The organism is Bradyrhizobium zhengyangense, from assembly GCF_022012555.1.
Classification (GTDB): domain Bacteria; phylum Pseudomonadota; class Alphaproteobacteria; order Rhizobiales; family Xanthobacteraceae; genus Bradyrhizobium; species Bradyrhizobium zhengyangense.
Genome location: NZ_JAKLTZ010000004.1, coordinates 82,299 through 105,336 on the forward strand (window position 1 = coordinate 82,299; position 23,038 = coordinate 105,336).

Annotated in this window: 23 protein-coding genes; 7 read left to right on the forward strand and 16 right to left on the reverse strand. The window is 63.7% G+C overall.

Annotated elements, in window-relative coordinates; translation table 11 throughout:
- Positions 1–17: 17 nt before the first annotated feature.
- The gene (locus tag L6639_RS15905) at positions 18–1,184 is read right to left on the reverse strand and encodes an acyl-CoA dehydrogenase family protein (RefSeq protein WP_237863330.1); all 1,167 of its coding nucleotides are present in this window, start codon (positions 1,182–1,184) and stop codon (positions 18–20) included.
- 228 nt (positions 1,185–1,412) lie between these two features.
- On the opposite strand from L6639_RS15905, the gene L6639_RS15910 reads away from it, so the two are divergent.
- Both L6639_RS15910 and L6639_RS15915 read left to right on the forward strand, forming a co-directional pair.
- Positions 1,413–1,865 carry a MaoC family dehydratase gene (locus L6639_RS15910; RefSeq protein ID WP_237862652.1) on the forward strand — a complete coding sequence of 151 codons (453 nt, stop codon included), beginning with the start codon at positions 1,413–1,415 and terminating at the stop codon, positions 1,863–1,865.
- On the forward strand, positions 1,865–2,716 hold the full coding sequence (locus L6639_RS15915; protein WP_237862653.1) for an HpcH/HpaI aldolase/citrate lyase family protein: 852 nt from the start codon (positions 1,865–1,867) through the stop codon (positions 2,714–2,716). The genes L6639_RS15910 and L6639_RS15915 overlap by 1 nt, the downstream gene beginning before the upstream one ends.
- 63 nt (positions 2,717–2,779) lie before the next feature.
- Here the strand turns inward: L6639_RS15915 and L6639_RS15920 are convergent, their stop codons facing one another.
- Both L6639_RS15920 and L6639_RS15925 read right to left on the reverse strand, forming a co-directional pair.
- The gene (locus L6639_RS15920) at positions 2,780–3,187 is read right to left on the reverse strand and encodes a hypothetical protein (RefSeq protein ID WP_237862654.1); all 408 of its coding nucleotides are present in this window, start codon (positions 3,185–3,187) and stop codon (positions 2,780–2,782) included.
- 193 nt (positions 3,188–3,380) lie between these two features.
- On the reverse strand, positions 3,381–4,172 hold the full coding sequence (locus L6639_RS15925) for a fumarylacetoacetate hydrolase family protein (protein ID WP_237862655.1): 792 nt from the start codon (positions 4,170–4,172) through the stop codon (positions 3,381–3,383).
- Positions 4,173–4,344: 172 nt separating this feature from the next.
- Here L6639_RS15925 and L6639_RS15930 point away from each other — a divergent pair, with 172 nt between their 5' ends.
- From L6639_RS15930 to L6639_RS15940, 3 genes are all read left to right on the forward strand, one after another.
- Positions 4,345–5,244 carry a LysR substrate-binding domain-containing protein gene (locus L6639_RS15930; RefSeq protein WP_237862656.1) on the forward strand — a complete coding sequence of 300 codons (900 nt, stop codon included), beginning with the start codon at positions 4,345–4,347 and terminating at the stop codon, positions 5,242–5,244.
- A gap of 140 nt (positions 5,245–5,384) precedes the next feature.
- Positions 5,385–5,603, forward strand: a complete 219-nt coding sequence (locus L6639_RS15935) for a hypothetical protein (protein ID WP_237862657.1) — start codon at positions 5,385–5,387, stop codon at positions 5,601–5,603.
- Positions 5,600–5,776, forward strand: coding sequence for a hypothetical protein (locus L6639_RS15940; RefSeq protein WP_237862658.1), 177 nt, complete (start codon positions 5,600–5,602; stop codon positions 5,774–5,776). Before L6639_RS15935 ends, L6639_RS15940 begins: the two co-directional genes overlap by 4 nt.
- 122 nt (positions 5,777–5,898) lie before the next feature.
- Here L6639_RS15940 and L6639_RS15945 read toward each other — a convergent pair whose 3' ends face one another.
- The 12 genes from L6639_RS15945 to L6639_RS16000 form a co-directional block, all read right to left on the reverse strand.
- Complete coding sequence (locus L6639_RS15945; protein ID WP_237862659.1) at positions 5,899–7,005, reverse strand: trypsin-like peptidase domain-containing protein; 1,107 nt, start codon at positions 7,003–7,005, stop codon at positions 5,899–5,901.
- 157 nt (positions 7,006–7,162) lie between these two features.
- On the reverse strand, positions 7,163–7,498 hold the full coding sequence (locus L6639_RS15950) for a hypothetical protein (RefSeq protein ID WP_237862660.1): 336 nt from the start codon (positions 7,496–7,498) through the stop codon (positions 7,163–7,165).
- Between the two features lie 83 nt (positions 7,499–7,581).
- Positions 7,582–8,073 (reverse strand): Hsp20/alpha crystallin family protein, encoded by a 492-nt coding sequence (locus tag L6639_RS15955; protein WP_237862661.1) that lies wholly within the window; start codon positions 8,071–8,073, stop codon positions 7,582–7,584.
- A gap of 73 nt (positions 8,074–8,146) precedes the next feature.
- Positions 8,147–8,608, reverse strand: a complete 462-nt coding sequence (locus L6639_RS15960; RefSeq protein ID WP_237862662.1) for an Hsp20 family protein — start codon at positions 8,606–8,608, stop codon at positions 8,147–8,149.
- Positions 8,609–8,827: 219 nt separating this feature from the next.
- Positions 8,828–10,306: an amidase gene (locus L6639_RS15965; protein ID WP_237862663.1), complete on the reverse strand. Its 1,479-nt coding sequence runs from the start codon at positions 10,304–10,306 to the stop codon at positions 8,828–8,830.
- Between the two features lie 16 nt (positions 10,307–10,322).
- On the reverse strand, positions 10,323–11,120 hold the full coding sequence (locus tag L6639_RS15970; protein ID WP_237862664.1) for an FAD binding domain-containing protein: 798 nt from the start codon (positions 11,118–11,120) through the stop codon (positions 10,323–10,325).
- Between the two features lie 14 nt (positions 11,121–11,134).
- Positions 11,135–13,522: a xanthine dehydrogenase family protein molybdopterin-binding subunit gene (locus tag L6639_RS15975; protein WP_237862665.1), complete on the reverse strand. Its 2,388-nt coding sequence runs from the start codon at positions 13,520–13,522 to the stop codon at positions 11,135–11,137.
- Between the two features lie 2 nt (positions 13,523–13,524).
- Positions 13,525–14,016, reverse strand: coding sequence for a (2Fe-2S)-binding protein (locus L6639_RS15980; RefSeq protein ID WP_237862666.1), 492 nt, complete (start codon positions 14,014–14,016; stop codon positions 13,525–13,527).
- A gap of 21 nt (positions 14,017–14,037) precedes the next feature.
- Entirely contained in the window at positions 14,038–15,138 is a 1,101-nt protein-coding gene (locus L6639_RS15985) for an ABC transporter ATP-binding protein (protein WP_237862667.1), read from the reverse strand.
- A 27-nt stretch (positions 15,139–15,165) separates the two neighbouring features.
- On the reverse strand, positions 15,166–16,071 hold the full coding sequence (locus tag L6639_RS15990) for an ABC transporter permease (protein ID WP_237862668.1): 906 nt from the start codon (positions 16,069–16,071) through the stop codon (positions 15,166–15,168).
- Complete coding sequence (locus L6639_RS15995) at positions 16,068–16,958, reverse strand: ABC transporter permease (RefSeq protein WP_237862669.1); 891 nt, start codon at positions 16,956–16,958, stop codon at positions 16,068–16,070. Before L6639_RS15995 ends, L6639_RS15990 begins: the two co-directional genes overlap by 4 nt.
- 83 nt (positions 16,959–17,041) lie before the next feature.
- The gene (locus tag L6639_RS16000) at positions 17,042–18,391 is read right to left on the reverse strand and encodes an ABC transporter substrate-binding protein (RefSeq protein WP_237862670.1); all 1,350 of its coding nucleotides are present in this window, start codon (positions 18,389–18,391) and stop codon (positions 17,042–17,044) included.
- A gap of 230 nt (positions 18,392–18,621) precedes the next feature.
- On the opposite strand from L6639_RS16000, the gene L6639_RS16005 reads away from it, so the two are divergent.
- Positions 18,622–20,118 carry a glycosyl hydrolase family 79 N-terminal domain-containing protein gene (locus L6639_RS16005; RefSeq protein ID WP_237862671.1) on the forward strand — a complete coding sequence of 499 codons (1,497 nt, stop codon included), beginning with the start codon at positions 18,622–18,624 and terminating at the stop codon, positions 20,116–20,118.
- 4 nt (positions 20,119–20,122) lie between these two features.
- Here the strand turns inward: L6639_RS16005 and L6639_RS16010 are convergent, their stop codons facing one another.
- Positions 20,123–21,424 (reverse strand): MFS transporter, encoded by a 1,302-nt coding sequence (locus L6639_RS16010; protein WP_237862672.1) that lies wholly within the window; start codon positions 21,422–21,424, stop codon positions 20,123–20,125.
- 397 nt (positions 21,425–21,821) lie between these two features.
- Between L6639_RS16010 and L6639_RS16015 the strand changes: the two genes are divergently transcribed.
- Positions 21,822–23,036, forward strand: a complete 1,215-nt coding sequence (locus L6639_RS16015; protein WP_237862673.1) for an ABC transporter substrate-binding protein — start codon at positions 21,822–21,824, stop codon at positions 23,034–23,036.
- Positions 23,037–23,038 lie beyond the last annotated feature (2 nt).

The window sequence follows — 23,038 nt, forward strand, 5'->3', positions numbered from 1 at the left end:
TCCGGTACGACTTGTTTTTAGTACGATTTGGCGAGCCCCAGCACCTTTTCCGCGATGAAGCTCAGTGCGAGCTGCGGACTGACCGGCGCGATGCGCGGGATCAGGATCTCGCGCAAATAGCGTTCGACGTGAAATTCCTTGGCATAGCCGAAGCCGCCATGGGTCATCACCGCCTGCTCGCAGGCGGAGAAGCCAGCCTCGCCCGCAAGATATTTGGCGGCATTGGCTGCCGCGCCGCAGGGCATGCCCTTGTCGTATTGCCAGGCCGCCGACATCACCATCAGCCAGGCCGCCTCGAGCTCGACCCAGTTTATCGCGAGCGGATGCTGAATACCTTGATTCTTGCCGATCGGACGATTGAACACAACGCGCGTCTTGGCGTATTCGGTCGCGCGCGACAGCGCGAGCTTGCCGAGGCCAACCGCTTCGGCTGCGATCAGGATGCGCTCGGGATTCATGCCTTCCAGGATATATTCGAAGCCGCGGCCTTCTTCGCCGATGCGGTCCTCCATCGGGATCTCAAAATCCTCGAAGAACAGCTCGTTGGAATCGACGATCTTGCGGCCCATCTTCTCGATCTCATGGACCTTGATCTTCTCGCGGTCGAAGTCCGTGTAGAACAGGCTGAGGCCGTGGGTCGGCGAACGCACTTCTTCCAGCGGCGTGGTGCGCGCGAGCAGCAAAATCTTGTGCGCGACCTGCGCGGTCGAGATCCACACCTTCTGGCCGTTGACGATGTAGCGGTCGTTCTTGGCGACGGCGCGGGTTTTGAGCTGGGTGGTGTTGAGCCCGGTGTTCGGCTCGGTGACGGCAAAGCACGCCTTTTCGCGGCCCTCGACCATCGGCGGTAGCATGCGCTTGCGCTGCTCCTCGGTGCCGAACACGACGACGGGGTTGAGACCGAACACGTTGATATGCACCGCGGACGCGCCGGACATGCCGGCACCTGACTCTGCGATGGTGCGCATCATGATCGCAGCTTCAGTGATGCCGAGGCCCGAGCCGCCATATTCTTCCGGAACGCAGATGCCGAGCCAGCCGGCGTCGGCCAGCGCCTTGTGGAAGTCGTGCGGGAAGCCGCCGTCGTGATCCTTCTTCAGCCAATAGGCGTCGGGAAAGCCTTCGCAGATCTTGGCGATGGCGTCGCGAATGGCTTCCTGCTGATCGGTGAGCGCGAAATCCATAGTCTTGGTCTCCTTGTTGGGAGCCGCGATGGCGCCATCTCCCGATCGCGTTCCCCGCGTAAAGGCCATGGCCGCCTGCCGCGCCCGACATGCCTTCGCTTCTCGTTCTTTAGCTCGAAAAACCGCATGCAGATACGTGAATTTGTCTATCAACTGTGTCTAACATGCATAGCGTCATGCGGCGCAAAGCTACGCGCGTGCCGTTATTTCGCAGGGAGGGAAACCGCGATGGCCGGACTCTATTTCGAAGACTTTTCCGTGGGCCAGGAGTTCAGGCATCCGCTGGCCCGGACCGTCACGGAAATGGACAACACCCTATTCAGCCTGCTGACGCTCAATCCGCAGCCGCTGCACATCGACGCGCATTTCGCCGAAAAGACCGAATTCGGCCAGCGCATTTTCAACAGCCTTTACACCCTCGGCATCATGATCGGCATGACGGTCTATGATACGACCTTGGGCACCACCGTCGCCAATCTCGGCATGACCGACGTGACTTTTCCAAAGCCGGTCTTCCATGGCGACACCTTGCGGGCGACGACGAAGGTGCTGTCGTTGAGAGAATCCAAATCGCGCCCGAAAGCGGGCATCGTCGAGTTCGAGCACCACGCCTTGAACCAGAACGACGAGATCGTCGGCAAATGCCGCCGCATGGCGATGATGCACAAGAGGCCAGTCTGATGCGTTCGATGCTATTCGTACCGGGCGATTCCCCGCGCAAATTCGAGAAGGCCAGCGAAGGCAAGGCCGACGCGCTGATCATCGACCTCGAAGACTCCGTCGTCGCCGACAAGAAGCCGGAGGCGCGCAACCTGACGCTTGCGATGCTCAACAGCCGCCCCGGCCCGCACCAGCTCTATGTCCGCGTCAACGCGCTCGATACCGGCATGACGCTCACCGACCTTGCCGCGGTAATGCCCGGCAAACCCGACGGCATCGTGCTGCCGAAATCGCAAGGCGGCGACGACGTGCGCCAGGTCGCGACTTGGCTCGAAGCGCTGGAAGCAGCATCCGGCATCACATCAGGCGCGACGCGCATCGTTTGTGTCGCGACGGAAACCGCCAGCTCGATCTTCGGGCTCGGCAGCTACAAGGGCTGCTCCCCGCGCCTTGCCGGCTTGATGTGGGGCGCGGAAGATCTTTCGGCCTCGCTGGGCGCCACCGAAAAAGCCTCGGGCGGCGTGTTCCACAGTCCCTATCGCCTCGCGCGCGATCTCTGCCTGATGGCGGCGGCCGCGGCCGAGGTGGCACCGATCGACACTGTCTATACCGATATCGACAATCTCGCCGGCCTCGAGCAGGAAACCCGCGCCGCGCGCCGCGACGGCTTTTCGGCGAAGGCGCTGATCCATCCCAAGCATGTCGACATCGTCAATGCGGCATTCGCGCCAACGGACGCCGAGCGGACATGGGCGGAGAAGGTGATCGCGGCGTTCGCGAGCAATCCGAACTCCGGCACGCTGCGGCTCGACGGCCAGATGATCGACAAGCCGCATCTTCGCGCCGCGAAGAAGATCCTCGGCCAACTCTAGAGGATTGGTCGCGCGGACGGTGGACCGGCTGCGGCCGAAGATCGCCGCGGCCCTGGAGTCGTTTCAGTCGAACCCCTGAATGGGTGGCGTCGTGGTCGCCGCCGGCGCAACTTGAGCCGGTTGCACCACGGGAGCGGCTTGAACCGGCGGATTGCCGGCCGCCCTCATCTGACCGTTGGCCTCCATCGCCTCGCGCGTGCGTTGCGAGGAAGTGGTGGCGGCGGTCCCGTACGCCTCGCGGCGTGGCGGCTGCCGGTGTCTTGGCGAGCGCGAACCTCTCACGCCCCATGACCGGGCGATGGAAGGACCGGCGGTATAGCCGATCACCGCGCCCGCAACAGCACCGACCGGCCCCAGCACGACCGCGCCGGACACGGCTCCGAGCGCCGCAGAGCCCGCGCGCTCCTGCGCAACGGCGCTTGCGGGCACGCTGGCCAGCATCACAATGGCAGTGATCAAAACTTTCTTCATCAGAGCGCCTCCCTCACCGGAGATCACTCTGACTCAAATATGGCCGCTTGAGGTTTGTTCGTTGCCCAACACAGGGCAGCGGCCGATGGAACTCCGGCAATTCAAAGGCCTCCGCTGTCAAACGCGGTTCCAGCGGAGGCGTCAGCGCAACGCAATCCGCGCTTTCTCCCCGCAGGCGGGAAGAAGCAAGAAGTCAGACGATCCTGATCGACATGTCAGGCAAGCCCTCGAGCTTGCACAAGAGCACGTCGCCCTTCACGACCGGGCCGACATTCTCCGGCGTGCCGGAATAGATGATGTCGCCAGCCTTGAGCTCGAACGCTTCCGACAGTTTTGCGACCTGCTCGGCGACGCTCCAGATCATCTTGCTGAGATCGGAACTCTGGCGCACGGTGCCATTCACCGCGAGCGAAATGGCGCCCTTCTTGAAATGGCCGGTCTTGCTCGCGGGGTGGATCGGGCCGAGCACCGCGGCATGGTCGAAGCTCTTGCCGATCTCCCAGGGCTTCTTCTCCGCGGCCATGCCGTTCTGGAGATCGCGCCGGGTCATATCGAGGCCGAGCGCGTAGCCATAGACGTGATCGAGCGCCTTCTCGGGCGCGATGTTGGTGCCGCCGGATTTCAATGCAGCGACCAGCTCGACCTCGTGGTGGTAGTTCTTGGTCAATGACGGATAGGGGTGATCGGCGACCTCGCCGACCGCGACGTTCTGGATCGCGTCGGTCGGCTTCTGAAAGAAGAATGGCGGCTCGCGGTTCGGATCCGAGCCGCGCTCGATCGCGTGCGCGGCATAGTTGCGACCGATGCAGTAGATACGGCGGACCTGGAACACATCCGTTTCGCCGACGATCGGAATCGTGACCATCGGCACCGCGAAGATCGGCTTGGGCGCGGCCTGTGCAGCGGCGGGCGCCGCTTCAGCAAGACCCGCGGCGGTCATCGCGGCCGCGGCCGAGAGCACGCTGCGGCGGGTGGTTTCTGTCATGGTTCTCTTCCCCCTCTGGCATTCTTGGGCGACGTCGTGCGCGCCATCTTGGCAGATAGCCGATATTCATTATGCCAGCAACGTCGCGGCCGGACATGACCCGCCATCTTGCGGACCGCGCCATCGGCCCTAGCATGGAACTTGCATAAATTCTGGGCGATATGGACACCGCATGAACCTCATCAGTCTCGACATCCGCATGCTCCGGTCGCTGATCTCGGTGGTCGAGACCGGCAGCATCACCGAGACCGCGCGACGGCTGGGCCGCACCCAGCCTGCGATCACGCTGCAATTGCAGCGGCTCGAGGAGCTCACCGGCAAGCAGCTGTTCGAGCATGGCGGCCGCAGGCTGATACTGACGGACGACGGCACCACCGTCCTCACCTACGCCAAATCCATCCTCAGGTTGCATGACGAGCTGATCTCCCAGCTGGCCTCGCAGGAGATCGAAGGCCAGGTCGTGCTCGGCACGCCCGACCTCTATGCGGCGTTCATGCTGCCGCAAATCCTGAGCGTGTTCCGAAAGTCCTTTCCGCGCGTGCAGGTCGAGCTCAACTGCGCGCTGTCGACGCCGCTGGTCGGGCTCGTCAAGCGCGGCGATGTCGACATCGCGCTCGTCACCCGCATGAACGACTTTACGGGCGGCCAGGTAGTACGGCGCGAACAACTGGTGTGGATGACGGGCGAGCAATCCTCAGCGCATCAGGAACGCCCGATCCCTCTTGCACTCTTGCCGCCGGGCAACATCTATCGCGACTACGCCATCGACACACTGGAGCGCGCCAATTTGCGCTGGCGCATCGCCTGCGTCAGCGAGAGCGTGGGTGGATTGCAAGCCGCGTCCTTCGCCGGCATGGCCGTCACCGTGCTCGGCCGCAGCGCGCTGGTGCCGGCGATGCGCGAGATCGGCCCGAATGAAGGACTGCCGCCGCTGCCGAAGATCGAGCTGCTGCTCTACAAGTCCAGCGGCGCCACCTCGAAGGCCGCGACCGCGCTGCACGATTATCTCGCGCACTATCTGCGCCTCGACGAAGAGCTCAGCGGCCGCGGCGCACCGATCGAGCTATCATAGCTCCTGCGGGATCAGCGACGCTCGCCAGCGCCTCGCAAATCTCTTGACACGCAATTCCGGCTGCATATTTTCGTGTCGAGAAGACACGTTCTCACCCTCGAAAATTAAAGGATCTAACGCGACCGTCTGGAGAGACGACGATGCTCGACGAGAATTTGGCCCGCATTCGTGCACACCGAAACAACATCCACCGCTATCGGCGCCTTCTGAATACCAAGCTCTCTGAGCTCGAGCGCCAGTTCATCGAGAGACGCCTCACGGAAGAACGGTCGGCGCTCGAAAGCCTGACCGCAGCGACCTTCCCGCTCGCTCTCTCTGCCACCCAGGCGCCGATCGATATGAGGGGAGCAATGCAATGATCAGCCGGCGAGAGCTACTCATTCGCGGCAGCGAAAAGGTGATCGGCCATTACGAACGCCTCCTTGCAAGCGCAAAGACCGAGCAAGAGCGCGAGCTCTATCTTCAGCGGATCGAGCGTGAGCGACGGCTGATCCGCGACTTGCAGGGCGAGCAGGATCACCGCGCGGCTTGAACCGCAGTCATGCGGCTCGCCAACCTCGCAGGACCGGGCTATCGCCGCCGGGAAACCGGTCTCATAGTTGCCATGCCTAGGGGATAAACCGCCGATGCTTCGGGGCGTCCCTTGCGACCGCTTCAACGAACGAGGCGATTGGGCCCTGCGAGGGCACTGCTGGATTCGCTCGCCGGCGCGATCCTGACGCTCACGGTGAGCGGAACGCCGCTACGCAAGACCGAGAGCCTCACATCTTCGCCGACGCGGGCAAGGCCGATGGTGTTGCGGAGCTGGGCGGCGGTGCGGATCGGGCGGTCGTCGGCTCCGGTGACCACATCCCCCTTGCGCAAACCTGCCCTTTCCGCGGGCGAATCCGCGGCCACTTCGGCAATGACGGCACCTTGAATCACTCCCTTGTTAGCCGACGGATGCAGGTCGTTCAGCGAGATGCCGATACGGCCACGCTCGACGCGGCCGTTGGCGATGATCTGCTCCATCACCTTGCGTGCCATGTTGACCGGAATGGCAAAGCCGATGCCGACATTGCCGCCGGCGGGCGAGATGATCGCCGAGTTGATGCCGACGAGTTCTCCGCGCAGGCTGACCAGCGCCCCGCCGGAATTGCCCGGATTGATTGCGGCGTCGGTCTGGATGAAATCCTCATAGCCTTGCTTGCCGAGACCGGTCCGGCCCAAAGCGCTGACGAGTCCAGACGTCACGGTTTGACCGAGCCCGAACGGATTTCCGATCGCAAGCACGAAGTCGCCGACTTCGAGCGCGTCGCTGTCACCGAAGGCGAGCGCCTTGAGCCCGGTCGGGTTCTGAACCTGGAGCACAGCAACATCCGTAGGCGGATCCCGGCCGACGACCTTCGCGGAAAACTGCCGGCCGTCCTTGGTCGTGATCTGCACGGCGGAAGTACCCTCGACCACGTGATTGTTGGTCAAGACGTAGCCGCGCTGGGCATCGACAATGACCCCGGAGCCTGTCGCGCTGACCTCCTTTTCGATCTGCCGGGGGACGTCGAAGAACTCGCGGAACAGCGGGTCGCGGTAGAGCGGATTATCCTCCCTCACCCGCCCGTGTACGGAGATGTTGACCACAGCGGGCGTCACTTGGCGCACGAGCGGCGCGAGGGTCGGCAGCGAGCCGCCCGTCTTCAGGTCGGGAATTTGGCCGGCAGCAGGCTGCGACGCCGTGAGCGTCAGCACCAGCATCGCCAGCAAGAGCCATCGTACAGCACGCATCTTCAGTACCTGCCACCTCGTCTCGGAACGTGGAAACTCTGGCCTCAGATCTCGGCACGCGGCCCAATGATGAGGCCTTGCAGCGCCAGAAACGGAACGACGCAGACCGCCGAGGCCTGGCCAAGCAGCACGACTCCCAGAACCGTCTGCGTGAGCATCATGCGCCTTGCCCCTCTGCGGCGGCCCATGGCCGCCGCAGCCGCATCGGAACGCCGCCGCCGCGCGGCGGGTCGTCATTGTCGTTGTCCCCGTCGAGCCTGCGCAGGGCAGCCAAAATATCGGTGAGCCGAACCGTGTGGCTCATGCCGGGGATCTCGCGCAAGGCGGGACAGGATTCGACGGCGTACATGTCGGACGCCCAGGACGACAGGATGATCCGCTTCTCTGATGGAGAGAGCTCCTGTGCATTCAGAACGTCGGCAGGCGAGTCGTAGTGGGCCGCGGGATGAAACAGCGGATTGAGAGTGCCGGAATTGATATTCATCTTGGTCATTGGTGGTGCCTCCGTCATGCTCCTTTCCAAGGGACGGTTTTGTTGACGATGGAACGGCGGCAACCGCCGCCGCCCGGTTGATGCTAGTGCGTGTTGATTGCGATGCGTTTGACGCCTTCGCGCGCCTTCTCGGACTTCGGCAGTGACACGGTCAGGACACCGTTCCTGAACGACGCCTCGGCCTTGTCCTCCTCGACGCCCTCCAGCGGGATCTGCCGCTCGAACGCGCCATAGTAGCGCTCGGTGAAGTACCGGCCCTCGCCGTTGCGCTCCGCCTTCTTCTCGCCGCGGACGGTCAGGACGCCATTGGCGATCTCAACCTGGACGTCGTTCTCGGTGAGGCCAGGAAGTTCGGCCGAGACGGTCAGCGTCTTGTCGGTCTCGCTCAGTTCGACCTTGGGCCAGCCAAAGCGGCCTTCCATCAGCGGCGACAGGCTGGTCGCACTGATGCCGCGGAAGATGTCGTCGAATAGACGGTTCATCTCGCGGTGAAGCGTCAGGAACGGATCGAAATTCTCGCGCGGCGGCGCAAGCTCCTGGTTTCTGGACCAGGGAATCAGATGACGAATAGCCATGGTTCTCTCCTTATGCATCGGGAGCGCGGCGCGCATCCGCACGCCGCGTTCCAGCACTGAACCGATCGAGCGCTTAAGCTGCTTTCTTCTGCTCGATCTGCGATGCCGCAGGAGGGCCGCCCGCGATCGGAATCCGGCGCGGCTTCATGGCCTCGGGAACTTCCCGGACGAGGTCGATGATCAGGAGACCGTCCTGGAAGGAGGCCTGCTTCACCTGGACATAGTCGGCAAGGTTGAACACGCGCCGGAATGGCCTGGCGGCGATGCCCTGATACAGGTATTCGCGCGCAGCGGTCTCCGGCTTCTTGCCCTCGATGGTAAGCGCGTTCTGCTCGGCCGTCACGTTGATATCGCCGGGACTGAAACCTGCCACAGCAAGGCTGATCCGGTAGTGATCTTCACCAGAACGTTCGATGTTGTAGGGGGGATAGTTATCCTCGGTCGCCTGGCGTAGCGTGCTATCGACGAGGTCGGCCAGGTGATCGAAGCCGATGGTGGAGCGCCACAGGGGCGCGAAGTCAAAACTGGTCCTCATAACCAAGTCCTCCAAAGAGCAAGATGGATACGAAGGAGCGCAGGACAGGGTATCAGACGGGTCCGACGACCGGTCCGGCGCCCGCGCCGGGCCCGATCTGGCGCCCGGCACACCGCTCTCGCGGCGAAAAACGAATTATAAAAACGGCTGCTGATTTCAAGAGGGCGGCTCGAAAAATTTTTCGAACCGCGGCCGATAAGAGGCCGACTGGTTCCAGCCCTACGCCCTGGGCCACCCACGCAACGCAACCTGCGGCCAGAATTTGGCCCAGGGCTGCGCCTGCTCGAAGGCTGCGGCGATACGGAAGATCGTGGGCTCGTCGAGCCAGGGCGCAATGATCTGAAGCCCGATCGGCATACCGTCGCGATCGAAGCCGCAGGGCAGCGTCGCCGCCGGAAGACCGGCAAGATTGATCGGCCAGGTGAAGGGCGACCAGCCGAGATGCGGATCGACCTCCTTGCCATCGACACTCTCGACGCCGATCTGCCCGGCCTCGAAGGCGGTTACCGCGACTGTCGGCGTCACCAGCACATCGACGCGCTCGAACAGTTTGACGAACGCATTGCGCGCCTGGCCGCGGCGGTAACTCGCTTCGATATAATCCGTACCGCTGTAGCGGCGACCAGCGCTGACGACATTGCGATAGTCCGCCTCCGAGCCGGCGAGATCGGCGGCCGTCTTGGTCGCGACCGCGGCGGCCTGCTCCGTGAACGCGATCGGCTTCAACGTATGCTCGAGGATATCAGGGTCGAGACCTGGCCCATCCATGGTGACCTGCGCGCCGCAGGAATCGAGAATGGCGAGTGCCTTGCCAAAGGCCGCGCAGACATCAGGGCTGACAGCGGCATAGCCCAGATCGGCGCTGGCGCCGATACGAATGCCATCCAGCCGCCCGGGGTTGGTGTCGAACCGGCGCGCGGACACGGGAAGGCTTGCGGCGTCACGGAGATCGTAGCCAGCAATGATCTCCAATGTCAGCGCGGCATCCGCAACGGTGCGCGTGATCGGCCCGGTATGGGCGAGTGAGGCCCAGGACGGCGGCGAGAAGCCGGGCGAGCGCGGCACGAGGCCGAAGGTCGGCTTCAACCCGAACACGCCGCAGAAGGACGATGGCACGCGGATCGAGCCGACGCCGTCGGTGCCGATCGCAATCGGACCGCAGCCGGCGGCCACACCGGCCGCCGCGCCGCCGCTCGATCCACCGCTGGTGCGACGGGGATTCCAGGGATTGCGCGTGATCCCGGTCACGGGGCTATCGGCCGTCAGCTTGTAGCCGGATTCGCAGGTCGTGGTCTTGCAGGTGATAATCGCGCCTGACGCTTTCAGCGCGGACACCACCGCGGCATCGGCCTCGGGCACAAAGCTCTTGTTCATCGGCGAGCCGGCATAGGCCGGCACGCCCGCAACAAAGACGAGGTCCTTGATCGTGACGGGCACACCCGCGAGCGGTCCCTTGGCCTCGCCCGCCCGCATCTCCTTTGTGACGCGGTCAGCATCCGCCCTCGCCTGCTCATACATCGGCGTGACCAACGCATTGCAGGTCTCGTTCGTTGCCTCCAGCGCGGCGATGGTGTCGTCGACCACATCGCGCGGGGTGAACGCCTTGCGCCGGTAGCCGGCCATGATCTCGGTTGCAGAAAGCGCGCCTAGGCCACTCGGCGCCGGCGGGACGGCCGCTCGGCCGGAACCATCAGTCATCATCAACCCTAACGAGCTAGCTGAGCGCCGCGTCGACGGCGCGCTTGGCCATCACCGTGACGAGATGCGCACGGTAATCGGCTTCGGCGTGGATATCGGAGGTGAGGCCATCATTGTCGATCTTGACCGCCGCGATGGCGGACGGCTCGAAGTTCTCCGACAGCGCCGCCTCCATCGGCGGAACGCGGAACACGCCGGGACCCGCGCCGGTTACGGCGACGCGGACAGCATCGGCGAATTTCGCGACGAACACGCCGACCAGCGCATAACGCGACGCCGGCGCCTTGAACTTTGCGTAACCCGCTTTCAGCGGGACGGGGAAACGGATCGCGGTGATGATCTCGCCCGGCTCTAGCGCAGTCTCGAACAGGCCGAGGAAGAACTTGTCGGCCGCGATCTCCCGCGTGCTGGTGATGACAGTGGCGCCGAGACCGAGCACACCGGCCGGATAATCCGCCGCGGGATCGTTATTGGCGACGGAGCCGCCGATGGTGCCGCGGCTGCGCACGGCGGGGTCGCCGATCATCGAAGCCAGCGCAGCCAGCCCAGGGATTTTCGTTTGCACGAGCTTCGAGGCGGCCACCACGGCATGCGGCGTCATCGCGCCGATGGTGATGGTGGCACCGTCGTCGGTGATGCCCTTCAGGGAGCCGAGTTTGGAGAGATCAACCAGCGCAGGCGGGCTCGCCAACCGCTGCTTCAATGTCGGGATCAGCGTCATGCCGCCGGCGACGAGCTTGCTGTCCTCGATCGTGGTCAGAAGCTTGGCCGCGTCGGGAATCTGGTCGGGCTGGTGATAGGCAAATGGTTTCATCGTTGTTGTCCTCCCTATTCCGCGGCGACCGGCAGCGACGCGTTTTGCAGCAGCCGCCAGATCCGGTTCGGCGTCGCCGGCATGTCGACATGGGTGACGCCGAGATGCGACAGCGCATCGACCACGGCATTGATGACGGCGGCCGGCGAGCCGATGGTGCCGACCTCGCCGCAGCCCTTCACGCCCATCGGCGTATGCGTGCAGAGCGTCGAATGCGTCGCGACCTTCATCATCGGCAGATGGTCGGCGCGCGGCATGCAGTAATCCATCAGCGAGCCCGACAGCAGCTGGCCGGAGCCTTCGTCATAGACCGCATTCTCGAACAGCGCCTGACCGACACCCTGCACGATGCCGCCATGCAGCTGGCCCTCGACGATCATCGGGTTGATGACCGTGCCGACATCGTCGACCGCGGTGTAGTTGACCAGCGTCACCGTGCCGGTTTCGGGATCGACCTCGACCTCGGCGATATGGCAGCCGCCGGGATAGGTGAAATTGACGGGGTCGTAATAGGCCTGTTCCTCCAGCCCCGGCTCCAGCACTTCGAGCGGATAATTATGCGGCACATAGGCCGCGCCCGCGATCTCCTCGAAGGTCTTCATGCGGTCGGTGCCAGCAACCGAGAACTTGCCGCTCTCGAAATGGATGTCGACTTCAGCCGCCTCAAGCAGATGGGACGCGATCTTCTTGCCCTTGGCGATGACCTTGTCGGTCGCCTTGGAGAGCGCGGTGCCACCGACCACCAGGGAGCGCGAGCCATAGGTGCCCATGCCGAACTGTACGCGGTCGGTATCGCCGAACACGATGTCGACATTCTCAAAGGCGACGCCGAGCTTGTCCGAGACAATCTGCGCAAAGGTCGTCTCATGGCCCTGGCCGTGATTGTGCGTGCCGATCATGACAGTCACCTGGCCGGTCGGATGCACCCGCACCGTGGCGCTTTCGTAGAGACCGCCGCGCGCGCCGAGCCGGCCCGCAAAGCGCGACGGCGCCAGGCCGCAGGCCTCGACATAGGTGGAGTAACCGAGCCCACGAAATTTGCCCTTGCTGGCGGAGGCCGCCTTGCGCACGCCAAAGTCCTTCACGTCGGCGGCCACCAGCGCACCGTCGAGGCAACCCATGGGATCGCCGGAATCGTACTGCACCAGCACCGGCGTCTGGTACGGATAGGCCTCCTTCGGGATCATGTTGCGGCGGCGAATCTCGACGCGGTCGATACCCATCTCGCTGGCGGCGACATCGACGATGCGCTCCAGCACGAAGGTCGCCTCGGGCCGGCCTGCACCGCGATAGGCGTCGACAGGCACGGTGTTGGTGAAAACCACCTTTACATTGCAGTAGATCGCCGGCGTGGTGTAGACGCCGCCGAGCAGCGGACCATACAGATTGGTGGGGATGTTCGGCCCGAAGGTCGAGAGATAGCCGCCCATATTCGCGAGCGTGTTGACGCGGAAGGCGAGGAATTTTCCGTTTTCATCGAGCGCAAGTTCGGCCTCGGTAACGTGATCGCGGCCGTGGCGATCGGAGACGTAACCCTCGGAGCGGCTGGCCACCCATTTCACCGGCCGCTTCACGCGCTTGGCGGCCCAGGTGATCACGGCCTCCTCACCGTAATGGAACTGCTTGACGCCGAAGCCGCCGCCAACGTCGGGCGCGACCACGCGCAGCTTGTGCTGCGGGATGTTCAGCACCAGCGCCCCCATCAGGAACCGCACCACATGCGGGAACTGACTGGTGGTCCATAGCGTGAAACGGTCCGTGCCCGGCTCGTATTCCGCGATCGCCGCACGCGGCTCCATGGGATTGCCGATCAGGCGGTTGTTGACGAGGCTGAGTTTTGCCACATGCGCGGCCTTGCGAAAGGCCGTTTCCACCGCGGTCTTGTCGCCAAGCTCCCAGTCGCAGCAGATGTTGTTCGGGACGTCGTCGAACAATTGCGGCGCGCCGGGCCTGACGGCTTCGAGCACGCCGACCACGGAGGGCAGCACCTCGTAGTCGATCTTCAACAGTTCGGCCCCGGCATTGGCCTGCTCCGGTGTTTCCGCGATGACGAAGGCCACCATGTCGCCGACGAAGCGCACCTTGCCCTGGGCCAGCATCGGAAACGGAGGTTCTTTCATCGGCACACCCTTGGCGTCCGAAATGCCCCAGCCGCAGGGTAACGAACCCAGCTTATCCGCTGCGGTATCCTCGCCGGCCAGCACGGCGATCACGCCCGGTGAGGCCAGAGCCGCCGCCTTGTCGATGCCGCGCAAGACTGCATGCCCGTGCGGCGAACGCACGAACACGCCCGCCGTCATGCCGGGGCGCTTGATGTCGGAGACGTAATTGCCGCGGCCAGTCAGGAAGCGCTGGTCTTCCTTGCGTTTCGGTGAGGCGCCGATGCCGATCACATTGCTCATGGTCAGTCTCCCTTGGCGGCGTTCATGGCGGCAGCCCCGGCCAATACCGAGACGACGATGTTCTGGTAGCCGGTGCAGCGGCAGATATTGCCTTCGAGGCCGTGACGGACATCGGCTTCAGTCAGGTCCGGCTTCTCCGCCGCGAGCGCCACCGCGGTCATCAGCATGCCGGGCGTGCAGAAGCCGCATTGCAGGCCATGATGCTCGCGAAACGCCTCCTGCATCGGATGCATCAGGTTCGAACCGGGCGCGCCTTGCAGGCCTTCGATGGTGAGCAGCGTCGCGCCGTCGAGTGCGGGAGCGAGCAGCGTGCAGCTCTTCACGGGAAGACCATCCAGATGCACCACGCAGGCGCCGCACTGGCTGGTATCGCATCCGATATGGGTGCCGGTGAGGTGAAGCTGTTCGCGCAGCAGTTCGGCGACGAGCGATGCCGGCTCGACATCCACGGTGGTGGGCCGGCCGTTGAGTGTGAAGGATATCTGCACGGTCATACTCCTGTGCGCGACGGGGCTTTAGGCGAGGGGAAGCGCGCTGCCGGTGGCCCATGTGGCCATGACGACATCGCCGACGGTGAAAGGATCCGCAAAGAAGGTCTTTTCCGGCACGTAGGCGACGAACTCGTCGTCCGGCACGGTGTCGAGCATGACCTTGACGAAATAGCCCTGGTATTCGATCGCGAGCACGCGGCCCGGCAGCGAGGTTGTATAGCCCGGCGGCAGGTCCCTGCCCGGCCTGACAAGTGCGACATCGTCGCGGCGCACGGCGATATCGACCTGGTCGCCGACGTTGATAGTGGGTCGTGCCTGAAGCGGCACCTCGATGCCGGAAGGTGCTGCGAGCGTGAAGCTCGCGCCATTGACCTTCTCGACGCGGCCCGACAGCACGTTCTGGCCACCCATGAACTCGGCGACGTAGCGGTCGTGCGGATGGGCGTAGACATCGCGCGCCGCGCCGGCTTGCTTGATCTTGCCCTGCTCCATCACCACAACGAGATCGGCCAGCGCAATCGCCTCGAGCTGGGTGTGGGTGACATGGATGAAGGTGATGCCGAGCTCCTGCTGCATCCGGCGAAGCTCCTGCCGCATCTGGACGCGAAGCTGCTCGTCCAGCGCCGACAGCGGCTCGTCGAGCAGCAGCACCCGCGGCTCGGTGATCGCAGCACGCGCCAGCGCGACGCGCTGCTGCTGACCGCCGGAGAGCTGCGCCGGCAGACGGTCGGCGAACTGGGTCAGCCGCACCTTTTCAATCATGGCGTCCGCCGCACGCAAGCGGTCGGCCTTGGACTGGCCGCGGACGCGCAATGCAAAAGCGATGTTCTCGCGGACCGTCAGGTGCGGAAACAGGGCGTAGGACTGGAACATCATCGCGGTGCGGCGCTGCACCGGCGCGAGCCCCACGACGTTCTGGCCGCCGATCACGATCTCGCCGGCTGTCGGGTCCTCGTGGCCGGCAATCATGCGCAGGATCGTGGTCTTGCCGCAGCCGGAGGGGCCGATGAAGCAGCAATAGGCACCGTCGTCGATCCTGAGGTTGACGCCGTCGACCACATTCGTCACGCCGTCAAAGCTCTTGCAGACGCCAGCCAGTTCGATATCGCCGCGATCGCTTTTCATTCCAGTCAACCCTTGCTCAACCCTTGCTCAACCCTTGGCCTGGCTGCCGCGCTTCTTCTGAATCAGCACGATGGTGCCGAGGCTTGCGCCGATGACGACGAAGGAGACGACGGTAGTCACCGTGCCCAGCGCGTAGAGCGAGGGCGAGGTGACGTTCAGCGTCATGCTCCAGATCTCCAGCGGCAGCGTGTTCAGCGAGCCCGCCGTCTGGAGGCTGCGTGCGAATTCGTCGTAGGAGAGCGTGAATCCGAACAGCGCAACCGCGACGAGGCCTGGCGCCAGAACCGGGATCATCACCAACCAGATCGACTGCCAGCGGCTGGCACCCAGATCATAGGCCGCTTCCTCCCAGACATGATTGAAGCGCGACATCACCGCGAACATGACCAGCACGCCGAACGGCAGCGTCCAGGACAGCTGCGCGCCGAGCGCCGAGGTGTACCAGCTCGCATTGAGCCCGAGTGCCTGGAACAACAGGCCCGTGCCGAGGCCGAGCACGAGGCCGGGCGCCACCAGGCTGCCGATCATCATGTAGAAGACGACGGTGTCACCGCGGAAGCGCTTGCGGAAGCCGAGCCCGGCCAGGAACGAGACCACGACGGTGATGATGGTGACGATGACGGCCAACTTGATCGAACGGTCGAACGAGCCCTTGACGTCGCCGGTCCGCACCTGGGTGAAGAGATCGACGAACCAATGCAGCGATTGTCCCTTCATCGGGAACACGAGGCCACCGCGGATGTCCTGGAACGACAGGATGTAGATGCAGAACATCGGACCGTAGAGCGCGATCACGTAGGCCGCGAACAGCGTTGCCAGCACGTAGAACGTCCAGGGACGGCTACCTTTGCTTGGCGCGATCGCCTTGGTCGATGCAGGCGCCCCCGTCTTGGAGGTTTCGGTTTTGGGCATGTCAGCGAGCACCGCGCTCATTGCGTGATCTCCTGCCTGATATCGACGGTGCGCAGGATCAGCGAGACGATTGCGACCAGCACCAGCGTCAGCAGCACGGCGCTGGCCGCCGCGGTCGGATATTGCAGCACACCGACGTCCTCGTAGAAGGCGCTCACCACCGAGGCCGAGCCGCCGCCGGACATCACCTTGACCACGAAGAAGTCGCCCATCACGATCGAGACCACGAAGATGGTGCCGAGCGCGATGCCGCTCTTGGACATCGGCACCACGATCAGGCGCATGATGTCGAAACGGCTGGCACCGGCATCGATCGCGGCCTCGATCAACTTCTTGTCGATCCGCGCCATGGAATTGAAGATCGGCACGATCATGAAGATCGTGAGCTGGTGGACATAGGCGATGACCACGGCGAGGTCGGAGAACAGCAGAATTTCCAGCGGCTGATGGATCACGCCCATGGCGAGCAGCGCCTGGTTGATCAGGCCTTCCTTGCCCAGCAGCGGGATCCAGGAAATCATTCTGATGATGTTCGAGGTCCAGAACGGCACGGTGCACAGCAGGAACAGGCCGATCGCCAGCAGCTGGTTGCGGACGTGAAACACCAGGAAATAGGCGACGAAGAAGCCGATGATCAGCGTGAAGATCCAAGTCAGCACGGTGAACTTGATGGTCGCCAGATACAGCTTCAGCGTCAGCGCCGAATGCAGCACCTCGATATAACTTGCCGGCGTGAAGCCGGGCGTCAATCCGCCAAAACCATCGGTGGCAAAGAAGCTCGCGGTCAGCACGACCAGGATCGGCGCCACGAAGAATGGCACGAGCACCAGAACCAGCGGCGAGACGTAAAGCCAGCCGGCGAGATTGGAGCGCGAGGAACCTAATTGTGGACTTGGACTGGGCTGCATATCAGCAATGGCCTCGAAGTCGGTCTTATCGGCACCGGCGCGTGACGGCGCCGGCGCCTCTTGACGTCAGGGAAAAGCAGGTTTTAGGCCACCTTGAAGTCGTTCCAGCGCTTGTTCATGTAGGCGGCCTCATCCATCAGCGTGTTCCAGCACGAGATGTTCTTGACGCGGTCGAGGAACGAGCCGCCGTCACGCTTGGTGCCGGCCTTCTCCATCGGCACGCCGTAGGGATCATTGACCACCTCCGGCGCGGGCTGGCCCTCGTACCAGAACGCCCATTCGGCCGGGGTGAGGAATTTCTTCGCGGTCGACGGCACCGGGCTGTAATAGCCGTAGCGCGCGACAAAGCCGCCCTGCCAGCCGGAAAGGTACCAGTTGAGATATTCGTAGGCAGCGTCGAGTTTCTTGCCGGAGAGGTGCTTCATCAGGCCCATGCCGTTGCACCAGCCGCGATAGCCTTCCTTGCCGTTCTTGACATTGACGGGCGCGTAGACGCAGGGGATCTCCTTGACGCGCACCGCGGCGACCGCCGGCGACCACATCGACTGGATCACAACTTCGCCTGCGGCCATCAGCTGCACCGACTGGTCGAAGGTGGTCCAGGTCGCGCGGAACTGGCCTTCCTTCTTCAGCTCGATCAGCTTGTTGCAGGTGAAGTCGATCTCCTCCTTGGTCATGTTGCCCTTGTTGCCGTATTTGATCAGTCCGGCACTCTCGAAGCAGAGCGCCGCGTCCATGATGCCGATCGCGGGCACGTCGAGGATCGCGGCCTTGCCCTTGAACTTGGGATCGATCAGGTCCTTCCACTCGGTCACTTCATGGCCGACGAGATCGGGCCGATAGCCGATGGAATCGGCGTTGTAGACCTGCGGCAGGAAGGTCGCCCATTCGGTGACGCCGTCGTTCAGATCGGTCGCATCAGGCTTGGCGATGTACATGGCCTCATAGGGCGAGATGCCCTGGCGCGGAATCTTGTGGCCGTCGATCTCGCCCTTGGTGAAGATCGGCAGGATATTGTCGAACTCCTTGATCTTCTTGACCTCGATGCCCTGGATCACGGAGCGCTTGGCAGCGAGCTTGGCCTGCCAGCCCTCCAGGTCGGCAATGTCGACCGTATTAGGCTGGCTTATGAAGCGGTTGATGGCGGCCGAGGTGTCGAGGTTCTGCATCGTCACCTTGAAGCCGAGATCCTTGGCGGCCTGGTCGCCGATCGCCTTCACCACCGAATAGGACACGCCGACATGGCGGAGCTCGATGTCCTTGATCTCCTGCGCCCAGATGGTCGGGAATCCGCGGATCGCATCCGACCCTGCGGCCGCGCCCGCGACGGCGGCCGCACCCTTTAACAGCGTGCGCCGGCTCAGCTTTTTCACAGGCTTCGCCGCCGTTCCCGCCGGATCGGAAGTGAATGTCCCCTTCGTCTCATCAGACATGGCAACCCTCGTTGGTTACGATGAACGCTCGCACCGATCGCCATTGATCGGCTGCGGATGTGATCCATACGTGCGAGGCTAGGGTCGGGATTTTGCGAAGTAAAATTGGAAGTAAAAATTCGCCACATAAACGCGGCTAATGGTTCTGCCGGCTGCATTCGCTTTTGGCAGCGCGCATAAGAAGGCGTCAGGACGTGCATACAAGGCGATGGCTTCAAACATGCGACCACATGCACGCGCTCGTTGCGGCGATGATGGCGCTATTCATTGCTGTCACGCCGCGCGCGGCCGGCGCTGGCGATCTCTCCATCGCGCCGACGGACATGAAGGCGATCGGCACGGTCGATGCGCGCTTTCAATCCTACAACGTCGAGATGGTGGAAGTGACGGGCGGACGGTTCTGGAAACCCTATGCGCGAACGCGACGCGCCTTCGACGAACGAGATCGCTATAGCGAAAGAGCGCCGATCGATCTTGCCAATGCACGCCTGCGCAGGCTGGCAGCAGCATTATCGCCCGCTTATCTGCGCGTGAGCGGTACCTGGGCCAACACCACGTTCTTTGCCGATGCGCCGCGCAAACCGCCGCCGGGTTTCGACTCCGTGCTCAGCCGCGACCAATGGCGCGGCGTCATCGACTTCGCGCGCGCGGTCGATGCGGAGATCCTCACCTCCTTCGCGATCAGCTCCGGCAGCCGCGACGCCAATGGCCTGTGGAGGCCGGACCAGGCGCAGCACCTCATTGATGTCACGCGCGCGTTGGGTGGCCGCATCGCCGCTGCCGAATTCATGAACGAGCCGACGCTTTCCGCCAGCAATGGCGCACCAGCAGGATACGATGCGAACGGCTATGGCCGCGACTTCGGGGTGTTTCGCGACTGGATGAGTCGCGCTGCGCCGGAGACTCTGATTGTCGGTCCCAGCTCGGCCGGCGATGTGGCGTCACCGTCCGGGCCGGGCATCACCACACGCGACCTGCTCGCCGCCTCCGGCCCCGGTCTCGACCGCTTCTCCTATCATCACTACAACGCAGTCTCGCCGCGCTGCGGCGGCCGCGATGATCCATCGCAAGTACTGTCCGAGGAATGGCTCGCCCGCACCGACGCGACGCTCGCAATCTACCGGGACTTGCGCGACGAATTCGAGCCCGGCAAACCGATCTGGCTGACGGAGACCGCGGACGCGGCCTGTGGCGGCAACCGCTGGGACAAGACGTTTCTCGACACGTTCCGCTATCTCGACCAGCTCGGACGCCTGTCTAGGGCGGGCGTGCAGGCGGTGATGCACAACACGCTCGCCGCAAGCGACTACGGCCTGCTCGACGAGAAGACCTTCCGCCCTCGCCCGAATTACTGGGGCGCGCTGCTCTGGCACCGGCTGATGGGTACGACAGTACTCGACGCGAGTGTAGCCGCCGCGTCCGGTTTCCACGTCTACGCCCATTGCCATCCGGCACTTCACGGCGCGGTCACGCTGCTCGCGATCAACATCTCGCATGACGCCTCGCACTCGCTCGCTGTGCCGCTTCCCTCGAGTCGTTACACGCTCGGCTCGACCCGGCTACAGGCCCCGACAGTGCAATTGAACGGCCACACGCTCGCGCTCACGGCCAGCGGCAAGATGCCGAATCTCATCGATCGCCCGATGGCGGCTGGCTCGGTCCGTCTTGCGCCGGAAACTATCACGTTCCTCGTGATTCCCGCCGCCGCGAACGCCGCATGCTTCTGACGGCTCACGACCTCAGCGTGTCGCGCGCCGTCTCCGGCGTCATCAAGGTCGCGACGATGGTGATGACCGAGAGCGCGATGATGTAGAGCGACACCGGCCAGTACGTACCGGCCCAGGCGAGCAATGCGGTTGCGATCAACGGCGAGAAGCCACCGCTGAGCGCAGCCGCGACATTGGCCCCGAGCGAAGCGCCGCTGTAGCGCACCTGGGTGCGGAACAGCTCCGGCATGAATGCCGCCTTCGGCCCGAACAGCAGCGCATGCGTCAGCGTCATGGTGACGACGAGCGCGAGCGTGATCAGCGCCGGCTCCCTGGTATCGAGGAACCAGAACAGGGGAAACGCCAGCGCCACCGTGAACACGCCGCCGGCAAGATACAGCGGCTTGCGGCCGAAAATGTCGGAGAGCCAGCCGGCGAGCGGCAGCGTCGCGAATTCGACGACCGCGGCATAGACCACCGCATTCAGGATCACCTGGCGCGGGACGCCGAGCTTGGCCGTGGCATAGACCACGACGAAGACGGTGAGGAGATAAGCGAGCCCCACTTCCGACACCGTGATGCCGATCGCCAGCAGAAAGCTGCGCCAGTCGCTCCGCAGCACTTCCCACGCCGGCTGCGCCAGAACCTCCTTGCGCTCGACGACCTCCTTGAAGTGCGGCGTCTCCGCGAGCCTGAGACGCACGATGAAGCCGATGCCGACCAGCAAAATGCTGATCCAGAACGGCACGCGCCAGCCCCAACTGAGAAAGTCGGCTTCAGGTAGTTGCGTCATCAGTCCGAAGATGCCGGTGGACGCGGCGACGCCGACGGGAAAGCCTATTTGCACCAGGCTGCCGTAGAAGCCGCGCCTGTTACCGGCGTGCTCGGCCACCATGACGACCGCGCCGCTCCATTCGCCGCCAAGACCGATGCCCTGGATGAAGCGCAGGACGACGAGCAGGATCGGCGCCCAGACGCCGATCTGGCCATAGGTCGGCAGGCAGCCGATCAGGAAGGTGCCGAGCCCCATCGCGATCATGGTCGCGACCAGCATCCTTTTGCGACCGAGCCGGTCGCCATAATGTCCGATGATGGCGCCGCCGATCGGCCGCGCGACGAAGCCGACCGCGTAGGTCGAGAAGGCCGCGAGCGTGCCCACGAAGGGGTCGAAGCTCGGGAAGAACAGCTTGTTGAGCACGAGCGCGGCCGCGGTGCCGTAGATCAGGAAGTCGTACCACTCGATCGCCGTACCAAGCGCACTGGCCCACACCACATGCGCCGTCGTCGATCGCTCCGTTGTGCCGGAGACTCCTGTCGCTGCCGTCATGCCATCCGCCCCTTATTCCAGTGGGCATCATGGCCAATCACGGATGTGGTTGCAACTTGCGGGAGTGCCACTTCTCCCCAAGATCACCATGCGAGATTTTGGCGCTGCTCCTCCCACGCCCGTCATTGCGAGGAGCTCGCGACAAAATTGCGCAGCAATTTTGCGCTGATGCGACGAAGCAATCCAGAGTTTCTCCGCGGAAACATTCTGGATTGCTTCGCTGCGCTCGCAATGACGGTGTTGGGACAGTTGCGCACACGTCTTGCGGATGTCGTCGCGCGACCCCGGAACCCCAGGTTGCGCCTCAATTCATTATTGACAAACCTATTAGCTAATATCTAATCTGCTGCCAGAACAAACGGTCGCGCCAAGCGGCCCAAAAAGAGAGGAAACTTCGATGAGAGGGCTTTTGGCCTGCGCCATGCTCGCGGCCACGATGTCGGCTGCCATGACCACCGTCGCAAGCGCGCAAGTCTCCGACGACGTGGTCCGGATCGGCGTGCTGACGGATCTGTCGAGCTGGGGCCGCGACAATTCCGGGCCGGGCTCGGTGGAGGCCGCCAAGATGGCGGTGGAGGAGTTCGGGCCGACCGTGCTCGGCAAGCCGATCGAGATCATCAGCGCCGACCACCAGATGAAGACCGACGTCGGCGTCAATATCGTGCGCGGCTGGTTCGACAACAGCAAGGTCGATGCCGTCGTCGACATCCCCAATTCCGGCATCGCCATCGCCGTGCACAACATGGTGCGCGAGCGCAACAAGATCGCGCTGCTCTCCGGGCCCGGCGCGAGCTCGCTGACTGACGAGCTGTGCAGCCCGAACACCGTGCATTTCACCTACGACACCTACGCGCTGTCCAAGGTGACGGCGTCCGCCGTGATCAAGGAAGGCGGCAAATCCTGGTACTTCATCACCGCGGACTACGCCTTCGGCCAGCAGCTCGAGAAGGACGCCACGCGCTTCATCAACGAGATGGGCGGCAAGGTGCTGGGCGGCGTCAAGCATCCGACCAACACCGCGGATTTTTCGTCGTTTGCACTGCAGGCACAGAGCTCCAAGGCAGACGTCGTCGCTTTCGCCAACGCCGGCCAGGACACCGACAACGCCATCAAGCAGTCCGGCGAGTTCGGCCTGGTGCAAGGCGGCCAGAAGCTCGTCGGTCTCCTGATGTTCGACACCGACGTGCACGCGATCGGGCTCAAGTCCGCGCAGGGCACCTACATGACCACGGCGTCGTACTGGAACATGGACGAGCAGACCCGCGCCTGGTCGAAGAAGTTCTTTTCGCGCACCAACGTGATGCCGACCATGATCCACACCGGCGTCTACGGCTCGGTGCTGCATTATCTCAAGGCCATCAAGGCCGCCGGCACCGATGATCCCGCCAAGGTGATGGCCAAGATGCGCGAGCTGCCGATCGAGGATACCTTCGTCCATGGCGGCAAGTTGCGCGAGGACGGCCGCGTCATCCGCGACATGTACCTCGCCAGGGTGAAGTCGCCCGAGCAGTCCAAGGAACCCTGGGATTATCTGGACATCATCAAGACGGTGAAGGGCGAGGACGCCTATCGCCCGGTCTCCGAATCCAAATGTCCGCTGCTGAAGAAGTGAGG